20 protein-coding genes, 2 tRNA genes and 1 pseudogene are annotated in these 18,918 nt (G+C 57.9%); 11 read left to right on the top strand and 12 right to left on the bottom strand.

The window, feature by feature from the left end; translation table 11 throughout:
• Positions 1-48 precede the first annotated feature (48 nt).
• The 11 genes and pseudogenes from CQ019_RS04125 to CQ019_RS18915 all read left to right on the top strand — a co-directional run.
• On the top strand, positions 49-636 hold the full coding sequence (locus CQ019_RS04125; RefSeq protein ID WP_105568980.1) for a hypothetical protein: 588 nt from the start codon (positions 49-51) through the stop codon (positions 634-636).
• Entirely contained in the window at positions 629-835 is a 207-nt protein-coding gene (locus CQ019_RS04120; RefSeq protein ID WP_105568979.1) for a hypothetical protein, read from the top strand. The genes CQ019_RS04125 and CQ019_RS04120 overlap by 8 nt, the downstream gene beginning before the upstream one ends.
• A 247-nt stretch (positions 836-1,082) precedes the next feature.
• Entirely contained in the window at positions 1,083-1,319 is a 237-nt protein-coding gene (locus CQ019_RS18195; RefSeq protein ID WP_146113310.1) for a hypothetical protein, read from the top strand.
• Positions 1,316-3,472 carry a type IV secretory system conjugative DNA transfer family protein gene (locus CQ019_RS04110; protein ID WP_105568977.1) on the top strand — a complete coding sequence of 719 codons (2,157 nt, stop codon included), beginning with the start codon at positions 1,316-1,318 and terminating at the stop codon, positions 3,470-3,472. Before CQ019_RS18195 ends, CQ019_RS04110 begins: the two co-directional genes overlap by 4 nt.
• Complete coding sequence (locus CQ019_RS04105) at positions 3,469-4,503, top strand: replication-relaxation family protein (RefSeq protein WP_105568976.1); 1,035 nt, start codon at positions 3,469-3,471, stop codon at positions 4,501-4,503. Before CQ019_RS04110 ends, CQ019_RS04105 begins: the two co-directional genes overlap by 4 nt.
• Entirely contained in the window at positions 4,500-5,567 is a 1,068-nt protein-coding gene (locus tag CQ019_RS04100; RefSeq protein WP_105568975.1) for a site-specific DNA-methyltransferase, read from the top strand. The genes CQ019_RS04105 and CQ019_RS04100 overlap by 4 nt, the downstream gene beginning before the upstream one ends.
• A gap of 113 nt (positions 5,568-5,680) precedes the next feature.
• Positions 5,681-5,968, top strand: a complete 288-nt coding sequence (locus CQ019_RS04095) for a DNA-binding protein (protein ID WP_105568974.1) — start codon at positions 5,681-5,683, stop codon at positions 5,966-5,968.
• Between the two features lie 100 nt (positions 5,969-6,068).
• Positions 6,069-6,665, top strand: a complete 597-nt coding sequence (locus CQ019_RS04090) for an antirestriction protein ArdA (RefSeq protein ID WP_105568973.1) — start codon at positions 6,069-6,071, stop codon at positions 6,663-6,665.
• A 170-nt stretch (positions 6,666-6,835) separates the two neighbouring features.
• Positions 6,836-7,219, top strand: coding sequence for a helix-turn-helix domain-containing protein (locus CQ019_RS04085; RefSeq protein ID WP_105568972.1), 384 nt, complete (start codon positions 6,836-6,838; stop codon positions 7,217-7,219).
• A 49-nt stretch (positions 7,220-7,268) separates the two neighbouring features.
• Complete coding sequence (locus tag CQ019_RS04080) at positions 7,269-7,916, top strand: ImmA/IrrE family metallo-endopeptidase (RefSeq protein ID WP_105568971.1); 648 nt, start codon at positions 7,269-7,271, stop codon at positions 7,914-7,916.
• Positions 7,917-7,929: 13 nt separating this feature from the next.
• Positions 7,930-8,793 (top strand): annotated as a pseudogene (locus CQ019_RS18915) (recombinase family protein); the annotation flags it as partial.
• Between the two features lie 835 nt (positions 8,794-9,628).
• On the opposite strand, the gene CQ019_RS04065 reads toward CQ019_RS18915, so the two are convergent.
• From CQ019_RS04065 to rplU, 12 genes are all read right to left on the bottom strand, one after another.
• Positions 9,629-9,704 (bottom strand) — tRNA-Ala (locus CQ019_RS04065).
• Positions 9,705-10,080: 376 nt separating this feature from the next.
• Positions 10,081-10,539 carry a GatB/YqeY domain-containing protein gene (locus CQ019_RS04060; protein ID WP_105568969.1) on the bottom strand — a complete coding sequence of 153 codons (459 nt, stop codon included), beginning with the start codon at positions 10,537-10,539 and terminating at the stop codon, positions 10,081-10,083.
• Between the two features lie 351 nt (positions 10,540-10,890).
• A tRNA-Ala gene (locus CQ019_RS04055) sits at positions 10,891-10,963 on the bottom strand.
• 82 nt (positions 10,964-11,045) lie between these two features.
• Positions 11,046-11,414: a ribosome silencing factor gene (gene rsfS, locus CQ019_RS04050; protein WP_096284969.1), complete on the bottom strand. Its 369-nt coding sequence runs from the start codon at positions 11,412-11,414 to the stop codon at positions 11,046-11,048.
• 48 nt (positions 11,415-11,462) lie between these two features.
• A complete protein-coding gene (locus CQ019_RS04045; RefSeq protein WP_146113309.1) occupies positions 11,463-13,052 on the bottom strand; it encodes a hypothetical protein in 1,590 nt (529 codons plus the stop codon).
• Between the two features lie 81 nt (positions 13,053-13,133).
• Positions 13,134-13,739, bottom strand: coding sequence for a nicotinate-nucleotide adenylyltransferase (gene nadD, locus CQ019_RS04040; protein WP_096284973.1), 606 nt, complete (start codon positions 13,737-13,739; stop codon positions 13,134-13,136).
• Between the two features lie 2 nt (positions 13,740-13,741).
• Positions 13,742-13,936: a hypothetical protein gene (locus CQ019_RS04035; protein WP_258133845.1), complete on the bottom strand. Its 195-nt coding sequence runs from the start codon at positions 13,934-13,936 to the stop codon at positions 13,742-13,744.
• Positions 13,937-14,057: 121 nt separating this feature from the next.
• Positions 14,058-15,353 (bottom strand): glutamate-5-semialdehyde dehydrogenase, encoded by a 1,296-nt coding sequence (locus CQ019_RS04030; RefSeq protein ID WP_255248389.1) that lies wholly within the window; start codon positions 15,351-15,353, stop codon positions 14,058-14,060.
• A 22-nt stretch (positions 15,354-15,375) separates the two neighbouring features.
• Positions 15,376-16,521, bottom strand: coding sequence for a glutamate 5-kinase (gene proB, locus CQ019_RS04025; protein WP_096284979.1), 1,146 nt, complete (start codon positions 16,519-16,521; stop codon positions 15,376-15,378).
• Positions 16,522-16,523: 2 nt separating this feature from the next.
• On the bottom strand, positions 16,524-18,107 hold the full coding sequence (obgE, locus tag CQ019_RS04020) for a GTPase ObgE (RefSeq protein WP_105568967.1): 1,584 nt from the start codon (positions 18,105-18,107) through the stop codon (positions 16,524-16,526).
• Between the two features lie 126 nt (positions 18,108-18,233).
• Positions 18,234-18,488 carry a 50S ribosomal protein L27 gene (gene rpmA / locus CQ019_RS04015; protein ID WP_096254657.1) on the bottom strand — a complete coding sequence of 85 codons (255 nt, stop codon included), beginning with the start codon at positions 18,486-18,488 and terminating at the stop codon, positions 18,234-18,236.
• A gap of 49 nt (positions 18,489-18,537) precedes the next feature.
• A complete protein-coding gene (rplU, locus tag CQ019_RS04010) occupies positions 18,538-18,846 on the bottom strand; it encodes a 50S ribosomal protein L21 (protein ID WP_096284983.1) in 309 nt (102 codons plus the stop codon).
• Positions 18,847-18,918 lie beyond the last annotated feature (72 nt).

The raw sequence follows: 18,918 nt of genomic DNA, 5'->3' as shown, positions 1-18,918 counted from the left end.
GCACTCAGCCACCCAAGCAAAAGTTACCCTCGAAAGGGGTTATTTGTCATGCCGAAAAACACCCAGAACTCCGCCCCATCACGCGCAGCCACCCCACCCAGCGGGCAGCTGCTCACCGTTGGACACCCGGCGATCCGGGCAGCACAAGCAGACCTACGCGGCTTCGTGTTCGACCTTGCCAATGAGCTGGCGACCTGCCACGGATTCGATTGGAAAGCCGTTCCCGACGCGCCCAGTACATACTCGGATCTGAAACGGTGCTTCGCCGCGTCAAAGACTACCGGCCAATCACTGCCAGTGTCGGATGACAATTCATCGGCGACCGTCTTTGGCACCCCAGAGGCTAACCATGCGCTCCGCTTCGCTCACGATGTCCTCCACGTCACCAACGGGCTGAGTTTCAATACCCTCGATGAATACGTGCTTGCCTGCGAGTTCATGGACAGGGCAGAGAACTGGGGCATCCGTCGAGGTTCCATCGCGTGGCATCTGCTCCTGTCTGACGCAGTCGGCCAAGCATTGTTCTATGCCGTCGCCAAGCGGTACGTCAAAGACCAGCTGCACTTCGGACTGGACTTCGTCAACATTGGACTGCACCGCGCACTCCTGGCCGAAGTGGAGCGCCACAATGACTAGCAACGGCAATGATCCTCGCTCCTGGTTCGATGGCATGCTGAGCGCCTGCTTCTCAATCATCTTGGCGCTTGTCGGCCTCGCATGGGCGGCATCCTTGATCGAATCCGTCTGGCCAACGCTCGTCGTGATCCTCAGTGTCCTTGGCCTGGTGGCTGGGCTCGTCGTCGCGGTGCGTTGGTGGCGTAACTCGCGTTTCTAGCTAACCGATGCCGCGCGTGATTGGCGCACCTTCGAACCACCATTCCAGGTGCGCCAATCCGTCTCCCCTCAACCGTTTTCATCAACTTCCAGTCGGTGTTGTAGTTTCTGCCAAAGCCGCATTTTCCCGTTGCATCCACGCAACGTTTGGCTCATAGTAATGCGCAGCAAGGCCGTTGCATCCACGCAATGACCAGGCACAATACCCATCACCGCAACACCTACTGGAAAGGAGGTTCATCTTCGTCATGCCCAAAAACAATTCCACCCACGGCTCCCATAAGAACCGGCGCATCGTCGCTCACGGAGTTCTCCGCGAAACACCCGACATTCGCACCCTCGCTCGTGCCGCCATCCGTCTGGCACTGGCAGATGCGCAGCGAGAAGCCGAAGCTCAGCAGCTCACCGAGCAGCACCCGGACACGTCTCGCCGCATCCGTCCAGACCGTAATCAAAAGCGAAGCAGGGAAGGAGACCAATCATGAGCCGCTCCCCTAAGTACCGCCAGCGCACCGAACTTGTGTGGTTCACGATCTTCTGGGCACGCCCACTGCCATATGAGCAGGCCATCGGGGCACTCCAACACCTCGCATCCTTGACCCACGCGCCGCAGATTATTCTCGAAACCCGCGCCACCTCGCAGGGAATCGAATACCTAGCGGCTACCAATCGCCAGTTCGAACCAGCGCTTCGCCGCACCATCGAACAACTCGTTCCAGGCACCGTCATCACCGCCACCGAAGACGACCGCCGGAAGTCCGTGTCCACCGCGCGCAAAGTCATCTACTCAACACCGCAGCAGTCACTGGATATTTCTGGCAATGAAGCATCCGTCCGCGGTGTTCTCGCCAGCCTAACCGGACTTCGCGGAAAGGAAACCGCCGTGATCCAGATCGTGCTCGGGCACCGCTACGTGCCGAAACCAGCAAATCAGCAACTGGCCAAGCGAACCGCACCACAAACCGCCCTGAAGCATGTTCAGGTCAAGGCCGAAGCGTTCGGATTCGGTGCCATTATTCGCATCGGTGTCACCGCTTCGACACCCGACCGGCGCAAGCGGATGACCACCAGCATTCTGAGCGCGCTACGTGCCGCACTCAGCCCTGGCCTGGAACTGCGCCTTGCACCAGAACGCAGTGGCGTCATCAATAACCCCGCGAGCACGTGGCCGCTCTTTCCTGGATCGACCAAGCTCAGCATCAATGAGGTCACCCTCATGACCGCTTGGCCATTTGGTGATCCGAACCAACCGTACCCGGGACTGCCCGCACTGCATCCGGCCCTGATCCGCCCCTCGTTCGTCGCTAAAACCGGCGACCGCATTCTGGCTACATCAACAGCACCAGGATGCGAAGCGCAGCGGATCGGTATCTCTGAGATGGATTCACGGCGACACACCTGGGTCATGGGTCCCACTGGCACAGGCAAGAGCTCATTGCTACTGAACCTTATTCGGCAGGATATGGAAGCCGGCCGGCCAGTCATCGTGATCGAACCCAAAGATCTCGTGGCCGACGTGCTGACACAGGTTCCAGATCATCGCAAAGACGACGTGGTACTCCTCGATCCGCTCGATGACACACCCACCGGGTTCAACCCCCTGGATCTTGCCGGACGTTCACCCGCACTAGTGGCAGATCAGCTCTTCAGCTTCTTCGCCGCTGTTTACGGAAAGGACGTGCTCGGACCCCGATCGGCTGACATCCTCCGGCTTGCGTTGGACGCGGTTGCTCACGCCGAGAACCCCACGCTCGCCATGCTGCCGCTCCTGCTGACCAATCCAGGATTCCGGCACAAACTCACGGCACCCCGGATCGCCGCCGACCCACTGCACGCCGCACCATTCTGGCAATGGTACGAAAGTCTGTCACCGGATGCCCGTGCCCAGGCGATCGCACCGCTCCAGAATAAGCTCCGACTCTTTCTGCACGAACCGCTGCGCAGCATCCTGGCGCAACCCTCACCACGCTTCAACCTGCGCGACGCCGTCAACGGAAACAAGATCCTGCTCGTACCCCTGCACTCTGGCACGCTCGGCACCGAAGCAGCGTCACTGCTCGGATCATTGGTAATCAGTGAACTCTGGGAAGCACTCAAGGAGCGCGTCCGTGTCCCGGAACGACTGCGCCGCACCGTGATGATCTACCTGGACGAAGCGCAGATGTTCCTCGAACGCTTCCCGGTAGATATCGCCGACGCGCTGGCCATGAGCCGATCACTCGGCGCAGCATTTCACCTGAGCCACCAATACACCGATCAGCTCTCGTCGAAACTACTGCGCGGATTCGAAGCGAACTGCCGCAACAAAATCTTCTTCCAACTCGCCGGCCACGATGCCACCTACGCGTCGCGACTCTCGCCCGGGTTGGCACCAGAAGATTTCACCGCACTTCCCAGTAGGCATATCTACGCCCAGCTTGTCCGCGATGGCGCGGTCACCGACTGGTCATCTGGTCGCACCGTGGACACCCCGCAGCGCACCAGCGACCCGGCGAAGATCATCGCCGCATCGAGGAAAGCATACGGGCAATCTCGCGCCGCCGTTGAAGCACAGCTGCGCAGCCTCGTCACCCCCATCACACCACCACACGCCGAATCACCGGAACGTGCCGGAAAACGACAAAGGAGAACGCCATGACCACCCACGACACCAGCCACACAGCTCACCAGAACCAGGAATCAGGTCTACCAGTCGATCTACCGACCGGCTCACCTGCGACCCCGGTAACCCCACAGGCCACAGCACAAACAGGTGAGGTAGTGGCGGGTAAAGAACCTACTGGTATCGGTTCCTTCTCCACGCCACGAAGAGGCGAACAGGCAAAAGGGGTTCACAGCTCCCCACGGATCTCCGCCAAACACCTGGAGAAGATTGCCGCGTCACTCTCAGTAAGAGACTGGAGCATCCTCGGTGCCGCTGGGGTCTACCGGTTCGTGACCGCTCGGCAGCTGACCCTGATGTTCTTCCATGACCACGCCAGCGACGCATCCGCAGCTCGAACTGCCCGGCGAGTCCTATCCAGACTGAGGTCGCTACGCGTCCTCGGGGTCGTGGAGCGGCGCATCGGCGGCATCCGCGCAGGCTCCGAAGGGATGGTCTATTACCTGGATACCGCCGGGGAACGACTGCACCGAAACGCCACTGGATCAGCCACCCGGAAGCGCTTCGAAGAACCCTCAGCCCGGTTCATGGATCACACCCTGGCGATCGCCAACCTCGCCGCCGGACTGCACCACCACGGCAGAGTCAGCGGTGCGGAGATTGTCAGTCTCACTCCGGAGCCGCGCCGCAGCTACACCGCACCTCACGGCGGTACCGGACGACTCGCACCAGATCTTGCCGTTGAACTTGCCGCACGGCCCGGAGCGGAAACAATCAGCGCGTTCTTCATCGAGATTGACCTCGGCCACGAATCACTGCCAACCCTGATCAATAAGGCGATGGCCTACGAGCAGTACCGCGCCAGCGGAGAGGATCAACGCCAATACGGAGGCTTTCCGCGCATCGTCTGGGTTATGGACTCCCCCAAGTCCGCCACCACGCAGCGACGCATCGAAGCGCTCTCCCGGGCGCTCGAAGAACACCCGCAGATCCCGCACCATCTGCACACGATCATCACCACTAAAGACGCAGCCGCGTATCTCGTAAAGGAGGCAAGCAACGAATGACCATAACAACTCACCCCTCACCGCGCCCTGGGTCATCGCCTGACTCCAGTCAGCCGACCGTATATCTCACGGAGCACGGCAAGCTGCACGTCGGCGACGCCCTGGCCACCCTCAAAACCCTTGAAGCCGGATCGGTCGATTCCTGCGTTACCAGCCCGCCATACTTCTCCCTGAGGAACTACGGCCACAAGCATCAAATCGGATTGGAGTCTCATATCCAGGACTGGGTAGAAGGCATTCTGGCTGTCGCTGACGAGCTGCACCGCGTCCTGGTGCCCACCGGCACCTTGTGGCTGAACCTCGGCGACACCTACAGTGCGCACCAGAATCAGGGCGCACCGTACAAGTCGCTCATGCTCGCCCCGGAACGGATCGCTAGCGCCATGCTCAAGCGCGGCTGGGTGCTGCGTAATAAGATTGCGTGGGTCAAGACCAACCCCATGCCGTCGAGTGCCTCTGATCGACTGACGGCATCCCACGAAGTCATTTACGTCTTCGCGAAACAGTCACGCGGCTACTACTTCGATCTGGACAGCATCCGTATTCCACCCAAGATCCTGGCGGCAAAGCCCAGAGCCTCGCCCCGGAAGTCTGTAAAGGGTAGGGAATCATGGCGAGGCCCCAACGCCGACACCACCACCGGACTGGCAGCCATGAAACAGCGCGGAATTACGGCGCATCCGTTAGGTAAGAACCCAACAGACTCCTGGCTCATGGCCTCCAGTACGTCGCAGGGAACGCACCACGCGACCTTCCCGAAAGATCTGGCCACTCGCTGCATCACCGCTTCCACCCCTGCACAGCGTTGCCGCGCATGCCGCGCACCATATATCCGCCAGCTAATCCGTCACAAAGACGGAACCGCCACCAGGGAACCCGCCGCACCAACCTGCGCACATACCGATGCAGGTACAGAGCCAGGAGTCGTCCTCGACCCATTCATGGGATCCGGCACGACCGCTGTCGTCGCCGAGGGTATCGGCCGTAGATGGGAAGGCATCGAGCTGAACGCACAGTTCGCGCTTGAATCCTTGGCACGAATCGCGAGAGAACGAAAAACCTAACCGCACAGAAAGCGGCCACCAAGGCTCATTGCCGGTGGGCTGCGAGAACGAGCATCAGTATCTGCAAATCCGCCGATACATCGTCCGCAGCCGAACCGGTAAGGAGCCAGATCATGGCCACCGAAAACACCGGCAGCGTCAAGACGCTTGCCATACGCCTAGAGAACGACGTCCACATGCAGCTCACGCTGATCGCACAGCTGAAGGGCAGCACCATCACCGAAGAAATCCGCCAAGCCCTCGCCGCTCACGTGGTGCAGGCAAAGGCCAGCAGCGACTTAGTCTCCCAAGCCGAATCAGCCATGGCGGAAATCGAACGTGAAGCAGCCGCACGCCGTGACGTGCTCGCGCAGCTCTTCGGCACCAGCGATAAGCCACGCCCGCAGGGCAGAGCACGCTAGCCGCACCATTCTCTGGGTCCCTGTGGCGGCAACCGAAGCATCTCGCTTCTCGTTGCCGCCACAGGATCACTACCACCAAACCGAAAGGAGGAACCACCTCATGAATCCAGAACAAACGCCAAATACTTGGAACAGCCCCGAAGACCATGAACGAAGCATCGAGCAGACACCGCCCTCGATCTATGTCGCATCGCTCGCTGACTACGTCAACGGCTATCTCACCGGGGAATGGATCGATGCCACTCAGGATATCGACACCATTCGCGAAGAAATCCAAGCCATGCTCGCCACGTCCAAAAGTGAAACACCGGAAGAATACGCCATTCATGACTACGAAGGATTCGGCACCCTACGGCTCGGAGAATACGAAGACATCGAACGAATCGCAGCCATTGCTGAAGGTATCAAGGAACACGGCGAAGCCTTCGCTTGCTGGATCGATCACACCGGACTCGATCCCGAAGACTGGCACAAGTTCGAAGATGCCTATCTTGGTACCTATGACAGTATCGAGGCCTACGCTGACCAAATGATGGACGATCTCGATCTTGAGGCGTCACTCGATGAGTCTGTGCCTGAATCGTTCCGCTCATACGTGAAAATCGACCGCGACGCCCTGGTACGCGACTTGGAATACGGCGACATCTGGTACATGGATTTCGATGGGCAAGTACTCGTCTTCAACTCCCATATCTGAGCCACCGGGAATAGACCTTAGAGGACAGTATTCGAACCAGATGAATACTCGTTTCTACTTGTCAGGTAGGACTTCCTGCCTTGCCAAATATTCTGTTGTGGTTTTGTCTTAACCCATTGCACGGTCGCAACGAACCGTTCATAATACGGCACAGAAAAGGACGAAATACCATGTCAGATATCAATCCCACAAAACTCGGAAAAGCAGTCACCAAGTACCGTCAACGCCTTGGCATCTCCGCCAGCGAGCTTGCCCGGCGCACTGGACTAAATACCGCCACGATTACGCGCACCGAGCTTGGTGAGATTACTCAGGCAAAGATCGAAACCGTCCACGTCTTGGCTCAAGCATTGGGCATCCCCCTGACCGAGCTACTGACCGAATCAAAGATCATTGACGGTCAAGACTTCCCAGCCATGACACCGTACCTGCGCACGAAGTACAAAGATCTGCCACCCGAAGCTATCCGTGAGATCGAAGCGCACTTTGAAACCATTGCAGCCAAACACGGCATCACCGGTTTCGACGGTCCTGCACCTGGCGACGACGAGTAACCGTTCACCCATCACTTTTTATCACTACCCACAAAGGAGGGCATCCAGCATGTTCAATATTTCACACACCCCAAACACCAACCGCAGCGTGCTGGCCACCCTGCGCACGCTTATCCCAGATCGGGACATCGAGAACTTCGACGAGGCCAAACGAATCGCCGAGCACCAAGCTGCAAAGCTTCTAACACTGCACGGCATCACGACATGGCCAGTGCCGGTCGAGATGATCATCGATCAGTTGCCAAAGATCCGTATCGAATACTGCGAGCAGCCGGTTTCCGGAGCAACGTTTTGGAACGGCACCGAGTGGGTCATCCAGCTTAACCGCTACGAGAACAAGGCGCGCCAGCGCTTCAGTCTCGCTCACGAATACAAGCACATCATCGACCACGGCCGCGCCCAGCAGCTCTACGGGTCCAAGTCAGCACCGCAGTCAAGCAAGCATGCTGAATCCGTTGCCGACTACTTCGCCGCGTGCCTGCTCATGCCGAAAGCGCTGCTCAAGCGAGCGTTCTTCAGCGGCATCCAAAAACCAAGCGAACTCGCGCAGCTCTTCGGTGTTTCACCAACCGCCATGGCTATCCGTCTTGAGCAGACCGGGATCACCGAACGCGCCCAGCGTTGCCGTACGTCAGGCTCGCGCTGGATGCCGCGAGCAGCAGCCCAAGCATTCTCAGCTCAGCCAATCCACGCCTAAAGGAGCCAACGTCATGACACGAAAATCCCAAACCCCAGATACCGCCGCCCCAAAGAAAGCCGTCCTGTACCTGCGCGTCTCCTCAGCCGCGCAGACGAAGACCGCCACGGATATCGACAAGGACGGAAACTCCATTGCCACCCAGCGCGAGTACGGCCTGCAAAAGGCTTCCGACCTCAACGCAGAAGTTGTCGAAGAGTTCGTCGAGCCGGGTGTCAGCGCCCAGACGATTACCAAACGCAAAGCCTTCCGCAGTATGCTCACGTACCTCAAAGAGAACCCCGGCATTGACTACGTCATTATCTATGCCCGTTCCCGTGCCTTCCGTAACTTCACCGATGCGGCCATTACCCGCCGATCACTCGAAGATATGGGAATAAAGCTCATCTCTGTTCGCGAAGACTTCGGCGAAGGCGTCTACGCCGACGCGATGGAAGCCTTTACGGACATTATGAACCAAGTCCAGAACCAGCTCTCCGGTGAAGACATCAAGCTCAAGATGCGTAACAAGGCCAAGAACGGCGGCACGATCGGCAAGGCCAAGCTTGGCTACCTCAATGTCCGTAAGGACGTGGACGGTTACCTGGTCAACTCCATTGCGTTGGATTCTGAGCGGGCTCCGCTCGTCAGAAAGGCTTTTGAGCTTTACGCGACGGGGCAATACTCAGTCACGGCATTGCTCGATGAAATGACCATGTTCGGACTCACAACCCGCCGTACCGCCAAGTTTCCATCCACGCCGCTCAAGATCTCAACCCTGCACAAGATGCTCCGTGAGCAGTACTACGCGGGCTTCGTGCTCTACGAAGGTCAACATATTCCAGGACGGCACGAACCGATCGTCAGCATCGAGTTGTTCGATCGTGTGCAAGAGGTTATGAACAATCGCAGCGGAAGTACTCAGAAGGACAGAGTGCATTCCCATTACCTCCGCGGCATGCTGTACTGCGCTCGATGCCATGCACAAGGACGCGAGTCTGTCCTGACCTACACACTGGCCAAAGGCCGGGGAGATCGTTACGCCTATTACTTCTGTAACGAGCGGAAACGCGGCAACTGCGATCTATCCTACCTACCGGTCTGCAGAGTAGAGGACTCAATCCATGCTGCCTTCACGCGCCTTGACCTACCAGAAGGCTATATAGAAGAAGTGAAGCGACAGCTGGAAGTAGCTGTAGCAGACGAGCAATCGTCTGTTCGCGAAACCAAGAAAGACCTTCAGGCGAAAATCCAGGAAGAAAATGACAAGGAAGAGCGTCTTCTCGACCTGGCAACCGAAGGACTGTTGTCGAAGGATAAGATCCGTGAGCGTATGCTCGCGATCTCAATTCATCGTGGAGCGCTACAGGAAAAGCTTGCCAATATCGATACAACGTTGGATCTTGGCTTCCGCACCATGCATCACGTCTTTGCTCTCCTGCAAAGCGTGTCACGGTACTATGACCTCGCGACAGACGAGATGCGTCGAACCGTCAACAAGACATTCGTCGAAAAGTTCTTCGTCAACGAAGACGATGATGCGTCGATCCTGGTTGCCGAACCATTCAGGCAATTTTACGCCGCCCAAACGACACAGAACGCCCTAAGACAAGGGAAAAGCGCCGAAACCACTAATCTGCGCGGACCCGGTGAAAAAGGGTCTGAAAACCAAAATTGCCGAGTGCTTTCGTCTTTCGACGTGCACTCGGCAATTCGTTGGAATGATACTTCTTTGGTGGAGCTAAGGGGAATCGAACCCCTGACCTCTTCGTTGCGAACGAAGCGCTCTACCAACTGAGCTATAGCCCCTCAACACCAATGATCCTACTCCCCTGCATCTTCGAGGAGCAGAATAATGCATTCGCGGGTCTGTAAAATTTGAGGATTACCATCAAGGATTGACCACGCAGGTAGAGCTCCGGGCGATCGCTTAAGTCGGCGTCGAGGAACAACCGTTCTCATTGCCAATATTCTGTCGCTGATTAATGCAAATCCTGACGTCAGGCAATGCTTGACGTGTGTTTTCACGAACGAGCATTGCAATACGTGCGTAAATGGAAAATTCGGGGTACCAAGCCACGTTCACGGCTTGGTACCCCGAATTTCAATTGCCATTGCGGTCTGCAGGCAGTGTTTCTACCGTAATCTCCCTGGATTGACCCCAAGGTAGACCATGGGGGGCCAATTAGCTAAGTTTGGCGCGCACCATTTGCGATACAGCCTTACCATCAAAACGTCCAGCGATTTCAGCGCCTACCGCCTTCATCGCAGAGCCCATATCTTTCATGGTGAGTGCATGATCGGCGGAAAGTTCCGCCATAATCCGATCCACGATGCCCTGAGCCTCATCCTCGGTCAGTACCTTCGGCAAGTACGTCGAGATGAATGCAGCTTCGGCCAATTCTCGCTTGGCCATCTCCTCGCGGCTATCCGCGGACGCAACTTTTGCAGTTTCTTCTCGATTGGCGACCTCTTTACGGAGAAGGTTCTCGACATCCTGGTCGGTCATCTCCGTTGGATTCTTACCAGATTTCTCTCTGGTGCCGATGGCACTCAAGATATTTCGCAAGGTGGTCTTTTCCAGCTCATTCCCTGCTTTCAGGTGAATAATGCTGTCATCGCGAAGGCGTTCTTTTAAGCTCATGGCTTTTCTCCTCTAGTAACTTCTGAGACCGACTCTACTCGCTAGATCAATCAACGCTTAAAACGGCATAGGCTGAGTTATTTCGGAATCTCACCCTGTCAGGCAGCAATCTATCCACTACTTCCAGATACGGCCCGTTGGCGTGAAACTGCCTAGCGTTCCAACAATCCCTGAAGGCACAATGGAGCAGGTCATTTCGCGGCCGATTCTTGGCAACGGGATCGAAAACAGAAAACCCCCGACCGCTGGCCGAGGGATTCCGATGAAGATTTGTAAAGCATGTCGCGACTCAGATGTAAACCATGTCTCGACTCTTCACATTTGTGGAGATAAGGGTGTGGAGATAAGGTGTGGAGATAAGGGGATTCGAACCCCTGACCTTCTGCATGCCATGCAGACGCGCTACCAACTGCGCCATACCCCCAAAAGGATTGCTACCCGATAAGGCAACTCACTAATCATAGATGAATGCCGAATCAGGAAGCAAATCCCATGCTACTAGGGCTTTATTTGGCTTCCGTAGCAAGTTCAATGACTGGGCAGTCCGACCATAGTCGCTCTAGAGCGTAAAAAACGCGGTCTTCCTGGTGCTGTACGTGAACAACAACGTCGCCGTAATCCAGAAGGACCCAACGCCCCCTGCCGAATCCCTCGCGACGTACCGGGCGCATCTCAAACTTTTCGAGTACTTTGGCCTGGATCTCATCAACAATTGCGTTTACCTGTGGCTCAGAGCCACCGGAGACGATAAGGAACGCGTCGGTTACGCCCAGTCGTTCGGCGACATCAAGTGCCACAATGTCTTCTGCCAACTTGTCCGATGCGGCCAATGCTGCAACGTTAACGAGGGCGATAGAGTCTGCGTGTGCTCCCATGAAGTGGGGTGTCTCCTTTTAGAGGTATAGATCAAGAACTTAATTGTCCTACGAAGTAAGCGAACTGATCAACATGACGATGCCCGCAACAAGCGCTGCACCGCCGACGCTGAGCGCCGCGATCATAGCAATCAGCCTGTTATTTGCTCGTCGCACACCGTGGGTCTGAGCGTCCAGAGGCTGCAGGCCTTGGGCATTCACCGCATCGATGCGCGGCATTTCCACATTCCCTTGTGTGGCCCCAGCTTCAGCTGGAGCGGGAACCGATGAGGCCGGTGCCTTGGGCTTTGAACCCGATGCTGGCTTGCTTGCGGATTTTGCTGCAGGTTTCGGCGCTGGCATCGCCTGAGGCTTGGGCGCTGCCGGCGAAGTTTTGCCAGTTCCAGCCTTCAACTCGGACTTGACTACAGGCTTTACAGTTTTTGGCGCTGGTTTTAGCGGAGCTTTCGCATTGCTTGGCTTCTTGGCAGCCTGCGAATTGTGCTTCAGTTTGTCAGATAATTTGCCGCTGGAATCAAGATCTAGCGAAACACTTTCGGTCTGCGGGCCCCGCACGCCGGTCTTGGCGATGCGGTCTTCGACTTCGCGAATATTGCCCAGAGCCCCGGTGAACGGATCAGACAGGGCCTGTTCCTTGCCACTCTTGGCGTTCTCAATCCGGAGCCGTTCGCGTTCTGCGGCCCGGCGAGAAATGATGGCTGCACGTGCCGCCATCTCGCGCTGATGGGCAAGAACTTCGAGATCAATCTCACCGTCATCATCATTCAAAAGATTCGGATCAACAAGTGTTTCGGGCGCATGTGAACGCCGTGCGGCTAGCGCTTCCTCCACACTCATCACGGTGGTTTCCGGCGAGTCGTCTGTAGGCTTTGGCTTGGCCACCGGCTTAGCGGCGCCCTGCTTCTGATCTGCAGCGTCCGGATTCTGTTCCGCTAGCGACTGAAGTCGTAGCTGACGGCGAGTCAGTGGCTTCGGATCTTCGGCTGGTTCGACCGTTGGAATGTTTGTGGTGAGTGCGCCGACTTCTTCTTCAAGGCGTCGACGCTCACGTAGCGCTTCTCGGTCGCGAGCGCGGCGCAAGGAAGCGCGCTCCCCCATTGGCTTATCCGCTGCATCGTGCGACGTGTCGGCAGCCGGTACTGAACCAGCCGCGGGCTTGGCCTTCGGAGCGCTGGAAGTCGGCCTTGCCGGAGTTGGCGTCCCCTTAGCCTGTCCAGGCTTGGCCGGCGACGGTGCGGCCTTGGCTTGTGCGGTCTTTTTAGCCGGCGCTACGGTCTTCGCCTGTTCGGCGGGTTTCTCGGCGGCCTGCTTCGGCTCGGCAGCCTTGCCGGCCGCGGTCGGAGCATTCGCCGGCGTCGCGGACGGGGTCTTCGCCGCTGCCGGCTTATTCGAACCTTGGCCTTGCTGCGCGCCAGCTACCGGCTTTGCAGGGGCTTTTGGGGCAGGGGAGGAAGTTTTCGGGTCAGCTGGGCTGGCACCTGCCGAAGGCTTTGCATCCTTCTTTTCAGTTGCCTTCTGATCAGCGAGCTGCTTGGCGTCCTGCTCGGCTTTACTGCTCGCCAGCATGGCTTCCATTTCAGCGCGCCGCTTTTCACGCAAAGCTCGCCGGCTTGAAGCCGGCTGCGTGTTATCGCTCATCCTGTTCTTCTCCCGACCGCTTAGACAAATACCGTCACCCTTACCTAGAGATTATGCCGTGTTGGACGCATCAATGTGAGGTTACGACTCGGTATAAAGCCCATATTTTGCAATGTACTGCACCACACCGTCCGGCACCAGATACCAAACGGGCTTGCCTTGGGCTATGCGCCCACGACAATCCGTGGAGGAAATCGCCAATGCTGGGATTTCTAATAGTGAAACGTTCTCTTGCTCTAGTTCTGGCAGAACGTGGCCTGGACGGCTGACGCCAACAAAATGCGCCAGATCCCAGACCTGATCGACATCCTTCCAACTGGCGATTTTGCTCAATGCGTCAGCACCAGTGATGAAGAAGAGCTCCGCCTCCGGCCGTTCGGCCCGAAGATCAAGCAACGTGTCGTGCGTATAGGTTGCACCCTCACGGTCGATGTCGACGCGGCTCACGGTGAAACGCGGGTTCGACGCGGTAGCGACCACCGTCATCAGGTAACGGTGCTCTGCGGCAGTCACATCTCGGGCAACCTTCTGCCAGGGCTTGCCGGTAGGCACGAAGACCACTTCATCTAAGTCGTACTCGGCCGCAACTTCACTGGCAGCGACCAAGTGACCATGGTGGATGGGATCAAAAGTACCGCCCATCACGCCGAGGCGCAATGGGCGGTTCTTGTTCAGTGGATCCGCCAAGACTAGTGCTTGTCTCCGTGGACCTTAAACTGACGGTGAATGTCATCCACTTCGTCGTGGTCTGCGTGACGCAGGCCCACGTTGGTGTAGGAAACCGTGACCAGCAGCAGAACCATCAGTGCGACGAAGATGCCACCACCGACGATGATTGCCATGGTATGTGGGTCAATACCGGTGGATGCAGCTTCAGAAGCCATAATCAGCGCGTTCAACTTATTTCTCCAGACGTTTTATCGAGACCAAATCTGCGACGCAAATTCAGGTCCGAAAAGTAACGGTACGATTCTTCTACATCCTACCGAAGACAGGGGGCAGAAACTATTTACGGATATGCCCGTCGCCCTGAACGATCCATTTGGTGGTCGTCAGTTCCGACAAGCCCATCGGTCCACGTGCGTGCATCTTCTGCGTAGAGATGCCTACCTCGGCACCCAGCCCCAGCTCGCCACCATCGGTAAAGCGGGTCGAAGCATTGACAATCACTGCCGCAGACTCGATTTCCGCGATGAACCGTTCGGACTCGGCCAAAGACGAGGTAATGATTGCTTCGGTGTGTCCGGTGGAGTATTCGCGGATATGCTCCAGCGCTTCGTCCATCGTGTCCACCAGCTTCACCGCGATGTCCAGGTCCAGATACTCGTTGCGCCAGTCATCTTCACCGGCGGCTATCGTTTCCAGTTCTGGGACCAGTGCCGCCGCGCGGGCGTCGGTGTGCAGCGTAACCCCGGCCTTGGCCAAGGCCTTGAGCACACCCTGTGCGGCCGGAGCATCCTTGGAGACAAGCAGCGTCTCTACCGTATTGCATACGCTTGGACGGTGGGTCTTGGCGTTGAGCAGGATATCGGTTGCCATTTTCTCATCGGCGCTGGCGCCCATGAAGATGTGGACGTTGCCTTCTCCGGTCTCGATGACCGGAACCTTCGCGGTGGTGACCACACGCTGGATCAACTCGCGGCCACCTCGTGGAATCAGCACGTCGATGCGTCCACGTGCTGCCATCATCGCGTCTGCGCCTTCGCGTCCGTATTCGTCCACGGAGATTACCAGGTCACGAGGCAAGGAAACGGATTCGAGGGCATTGCGGATGTATCCCACCAGAGCTACATTCGAGTTCAGCGCCGCCGAGCCGCCGCGCAGCAATACTGCGTTGCCACTTTTCAACGAGAGACCGGCGATATCGACTGTTACGTTGGGGCGGGCTTCGTAGATGGTGCCGATCACGCCCATCGGGACGTTGATCTGCCGCATCCGCAAGCCGTTGGGAAGCGTTTCGCCGCGTACCACGCGGCCGACTGGATCGGGCAGTCCGATGAGCTCTTCAAGGGCTGAGATCAAACCGTCGATACGCTGGTCATCAAGTTTCAAGCGGTCAAGCAGCGCGGCGCTGGTGCCGCGTTCCCGGCCATTTTCAAGGTCTTTGGCGTTGGCCGCCTTAATTTCCCGGCGATGGCTATCGATGGTCTCTGCGATGGCACGCAAAGCCTTGTCTTTCCAATCACGGTTTGCCCGCGACAGAGTGCGCGAGGCCCGGCGGGCACGATCTGCCAGCTGGTTGACCGACGCGAATACGTCGGTGGTGGATTCGGTCTTTGTTTCGGCTGAATCTAGACTCATATCTCCCATTCTATTGGCCTCCTTAGATCAAGGCCAGATCATCGACATGTACTACGGCTTTGTCGTAACCCTCGCCGAGCAACTCGGCCAGTTCGACGGTAGTGCGTCCAAGCATTTCCGGAAGTTCTTCGGCCGAGTAGTTCACTAGCCCACGAGCAATGATGTTGCCCTCTGAATCGCAGATTTCCACTGCGTCCCCGGCTTCGAACTCTCCGCGAATCGACGTGATGCCCGCGGCAAGCAAGGAATTTGTTCCGTCCGCCACGGCACGCACCGCACCGGCGTCCAGGACCAGGCGGCCTTCGGAGGAGGCTAGGTGCGCCAACCATACGTCACGGGCCGAGCGGCGCGTGTTGCGCGCGGCGAACCAGGTTCCCACGTCTTCGCCCGCCAGCGCCCTGGCGGCATTGTCGGTGCTGGTCACCAGCGTCGGAATACCCGCCGAGGCGCTCATGGTGGCCGCGTCGACCTTGGTGATCATGCCACCGGTGCCGACGCCGGCCGCTCCCGGAGTGCCCAAGTCAACAGCGTCGAGCTCGTCGGGATGGCCCACATGCGAGATGCGGCTTCCACCGTCCTCCGGGTGCGCGTCATAAACCGAGTCAACATCGGAGAAGAGCAACAGCGCATCGGCCTTGATCAGGTGGGCGACCAGCGAGGCGAGTCGGTCATTGTCGCCAAAACGAATCTCGCGGGTAGCTACCGCATCATTTTCATTCACGATTGGCAGCACGCCCAGGTTCAGCAAGCGCGTGAGCGAGCGCAGCGCATTGGTGTACGTGTTGCGGTGCATCAGATCATCTGCCGTCAGCAGCACCTGACCGACATTGATGTCGTGTCTTGCGAATTCTTGGGTGTACTGCGCCAGCAGCAATCCCTGGCCTACGGCCGCTGCCGCCTGCTGGGTGGCAAGGTCTTTTGGACGCTTTTCCAGCCCTAGCGGCGACAGTCCGGCGGCGATAGCGCCAGAGGAAACCAAAATAACTTCGGTATCATCATGCAGCGTGTGTGCGAGCGTATCTGCCAAGAACTTCAACCGCTCGTGGGAGATCCCGCCGCTGACAGTTGTCAACGAGCTGGATCCCACCTTTACGACGACGCGTCTTGCTTGGGGTAGATCTCGAAGTGAGGAAATTGAAGATAATGTCTTAGTTGCTCGCACATTCATACTTAGTCTTCCTTATCTGCTGCCCGATTCTGAGCAGCGCGTTCAGCGTTCTTCGCATGTACCGATTCGGTCCAAATGCCCGCCCGACGCTCGGCTTCAAGCTCTTCGCGTGCGGCGGCTTTCGCCGCGCGACGCTCATCATGCTCGGCGCGCTTCTCTTCACGCGTCTTTCGGTTTCGGTCTTCCAGGCGGATGTCCTCGCCACGGCGCGAGCCGAGCAATTCGGCCCCGGCGGCCATGGTTGGCTCCCAGTCGAAGACTACCGAGTTATCTTCGGCGCCGATAACAACCGCGTCGCCTGGCTTGGCGCCGGCCTTGAACAACTGGTTTTCAACACCCAGCTTAGCCAGGCGGTCTGCCAGGTAGCCGACGGCCTCGTCGTTACGGAAGTCGGTCTGCACGATCCAGCGCTCAGGCTTTTCACCGATCACTCGCCAGAGTGGTTCGAAGTTCACCTCTTCGCGGCGGATGGTGAATTCCGTCTTCTTGCCGGTGCGCTGACGCAGCATCGGAACTTCCACGATCGGGGCTTCTTCGACACGCTCGGAGCGTGCCTGCTCTACCAATTCAGCCATGGCGAAGGTCAATTCGCGTAATCCGTTACGTGCCAGTGCGGAGATTTCAAAGACGCGGTAGCCGCGCTTTTCGAGCTCTGGGCGCACGAATTCAGCCATGTCGGAGCCGTCGGGCATATCTACTTTATTGAGCGCGATAAGCTTCGGGCGCTCGGTCAAAGCAACGCTAGTGCCGTCGGTTCCAGCGAAGCTGGAGTCGGCTTCATAGGCCGCCAGTTCCGCTTCGATGGTTTCCAAATCGTGGATCGGGTCGCGGTCGGTCTCCAGCGAGCCGCAGTCCAGCACGTGCACGATCGCGGCACAACGCTCGACGTGGCGCAGGAACTCATGGCCCAACCCCTTGCCTTCGGAGGCACCTGGGATAAGCCCGGGCACGTCGGCGACGGTGAAGCGCACTTCGCCGGCCTGCACGACGCCCAGGTTGGGTACCAGCGTGGTGAATGGGTAGTCGGCAATCTTTGGACGTGCCGCGGAGATCGAGCCGATCAGCGAGGATTTACCGGCCGAGGGGTAACCCACCAGCGCGATATCTGCGACGGACTTAAGTTCCAGGACTACTTCCTGGCCGGTGCCCGGGGTGCCGAGCAGGGCGAACCCTGGGGCCTTGCGCTTATCGGAAGCGATGGCCGCGTTGCCCAGTCCGCCCATGCCGCCTTGTGCGGCGAGGAACTCATCGCCGGTCTTGACCAGGTCCGCAAGGATGTCGCCATCCTTGGATTTGACCACGGTGCCCGCAGGCACGCCGAGGATCAGGTCTTCGCCCTGCTTGCCGGGGCGCAGTCCGCCCTGGCCGGGCTCGCCGTTGTTGGCCTTGCGGTGTGGCAGGTGGTGGAATTCAAGCAGCGTGGTGACCTGCGGGTCAACGCGCAAGATGACATTTCCGCCGTCTCCGCCCTTTGCCCCGTCCGGTCCGCCTAGGGGCTTGAACTTCTCGCGCTTGATGGACACACAACCGTGGCCACCATTACCTGCGGTGACATTTAGAGTTACGCGATCAACGAATGCAGCCACGGGGCCATCTTCTCCTATAACGGGGGTGCGAGTTACTACTCGCTTAAAGTCTATCTATACGCACACAAGGGGCGGACCGAAATCGGCCCACCCCTTGTGCACTCAAAAAATTGTCTGTCGCCTAAATTAGGCAGCAGTTACAATGTTCACCACGCGGCGACCACGACGGGTGCCGAACTCGACTGCGCCAGCAGCCAAAGCGAACAGAGTGTCATCCTTGCCACGGCCTACGCCGGCGCCTGGGTGGAAGTGGGTGCCGCGCTGGCGAACGATGATTTCGCCTGCCTTGACATCCTGACCGCCAAAGCGCTTTACGCCTAGGTACTGTGCGTTGGAATCGCGACCGTTGCGAGTGGAACTCGCACCTTTCTTATGTGCCATGCCTTTTAGCCTCTTTCGCTACAAAAATGGTTAGTACGATCAGCCCAAATTAGGCGATCGAGGTGACCTTGACCTTGGTCAGAGCGGCACGGAAGCCCTGGCGCTTCTTGTAACCGGTCTTGTTCTTGTACTTCTGGATAACAATCTTCTGGCCGCGAAGGTTTTCTACAACCTCAGCGGTGACCTTGACCTTAGCCAGGTCGGCAGCGGCGGAAGTTACCTTCTCGCCATCTACCAACAGCAAGGCTGGAAGGTCAATAGAGCTACCTAGGGCAGCCTGAAGACGGTCTACGGTGATGAGGTCTCCAACGGAAACCTTCTCCTGGTGGCCGCCTGCGCGGACAATTGCGTACACCACGTGGGTACTCGCTTCTACTCGACGTTTATTGTCTTACCGGCGCAGAAATCAACCCGGACGCCTGATAAATCA

The organism is Arthrobacter sp. MYb229 (genome assembly GCF_002975405.1).
In the GTDB taxonomy this organism is placed as follows: domain Bacteria; phylum Actinomycetota; class Actinomycetes; order Actinomycetales; family Micrococcaceae; genus Glutamicibacter.
The sequence above is the reverse complement of the archived record's forward strand: the minus strand, read 5'-3'. Positions and strand labels throughout refer to the sequence as shown.

What these genes read in the sequence shown, in the direction of transcription:
- CQ019_RS04100 (WP_105568975.1), top strand. Translation starts at nt 4,500, where the DNA reads ATGACCATAACAACTCACCCCTCACCGCGCCCTGGGTCATCGCCTGAC.
- CQ019_RS04045 (WP_146113309.1), bottom strand. Translation starts at nt 13,052, where the DNA reads ATGAGCGATAACACGCAGCCGGCTTCAAGCCGGCGAGCTTTGCGTGAA.
- CQ019_RS04060 (WP_105568969.1), bottom strand. Translation starts at nt 10,539, where the DNA reads ATGAGCTTAAAAGAACGCCTTCGCGATGACAGCATTATTCACCTGAAA.
- CQ019_RS04080 (WP_105568971.1), top strand. Translation starts at nt 7,269, where the DNA reads ATGTTCAATATTTCACACACCCCAAACACCAACCGCAGCGTGCTGGCC.
- CQ019_RS04110 (WP_105568977.1), top strand. Translation starts at nt 1,316, where the DNA reads ATGAGCCGCTCCCCTAAGTACCGCCAGCGCACCGAACTTGTGTGGTTC.
- CQ019_RS04030 (WP_255248389.1), bottom strand. Translation starts at nt 15,353, where the DNA reads ATGAGTCTAGATTCAGCCGAAACAAAGACCGAATCCACCACCGACGTA.
- CQ019_RS04085 (WP_105568972.1), top strand. Translation starts at nt 6,836, where the DNA reads ATGTCAGATATCAATCCCACAAAACTCGGAAAAGCAGTCACCAAGTAC.
- CQ019_RS04095 (WP_105568974.1), top strand. Translation starts at nt 5,681, where the DNA reads ATGGCCACCGAAAACACCGGCAGCGTCAAGACGCTTGCCATACGCCTA.
- CQ019_RS04120 (WP_105568979.1), top strand. Translation starts at nt 629, where the DNA reads ATGACTAGCAACGGCAATGATCCTCGCTCCTGGTTCGATGGCATGCTG.
- rpmA (WP_096254657.1), bottom strand. Translation starts at nt 18,488, where the DNA reads ATGGCACATAAGAAAGGTGCGAGTTCCACTCGCAACGGTCGCGATTCC.
- CQ019_RS04035 (WP_258133845.1), bottom strand. Translation starts at nt 13,936, where the DNA reads ATGGCTTCTGAAGCTGCATCCACCGGTATTGACCCACATACCATGGCA.
- CQ019_RS04090 (WP_105568973.1), top strand. Translation starts at nt 6,069, where the DNA reads ATGAATCCAGAACAAACGCCAAATACTTGGAACAGCCCCGAAGACCAT.
- CQ019_RS04125 (WP_105568980.1), top strand. Translation starts at nt 49, where the DNA reads ATGCCGAAAAACACCCAGAACTCCGCCCCATCACGCGCAGCCACCCCA.
- CQ019_RS18195 (WP_146113310.1), top strand. Translation starts at nt 1,083, where the DNA reads ATGCCCAAAAACAATTCCACCCACGGCTCCCATAAGAACCGGCGCATC.
- proB (WP_096284979.1), bottom strand. Translation starts at nt 16,521, where the DNA reads ATGAATGTGCGAGCAACTAAGACATTATCTTCAATTTCCTCACTTCGA.
- rsfS (WP_096284969.1), bottom strand. Translation starts at nt 11,414, where the DNA reads ATGGGAGCACACGCAGACTCTATCGCCCTCGTTAACGTTGCAGCATTG.
- CQ019_RS04105 (WP_105568976.1), top strand. Translation starts at nt 3,469, where the DNA reads ATGACCACCCACGACACCAGCCACACAGCTCACCAGAACCAGGAATCA.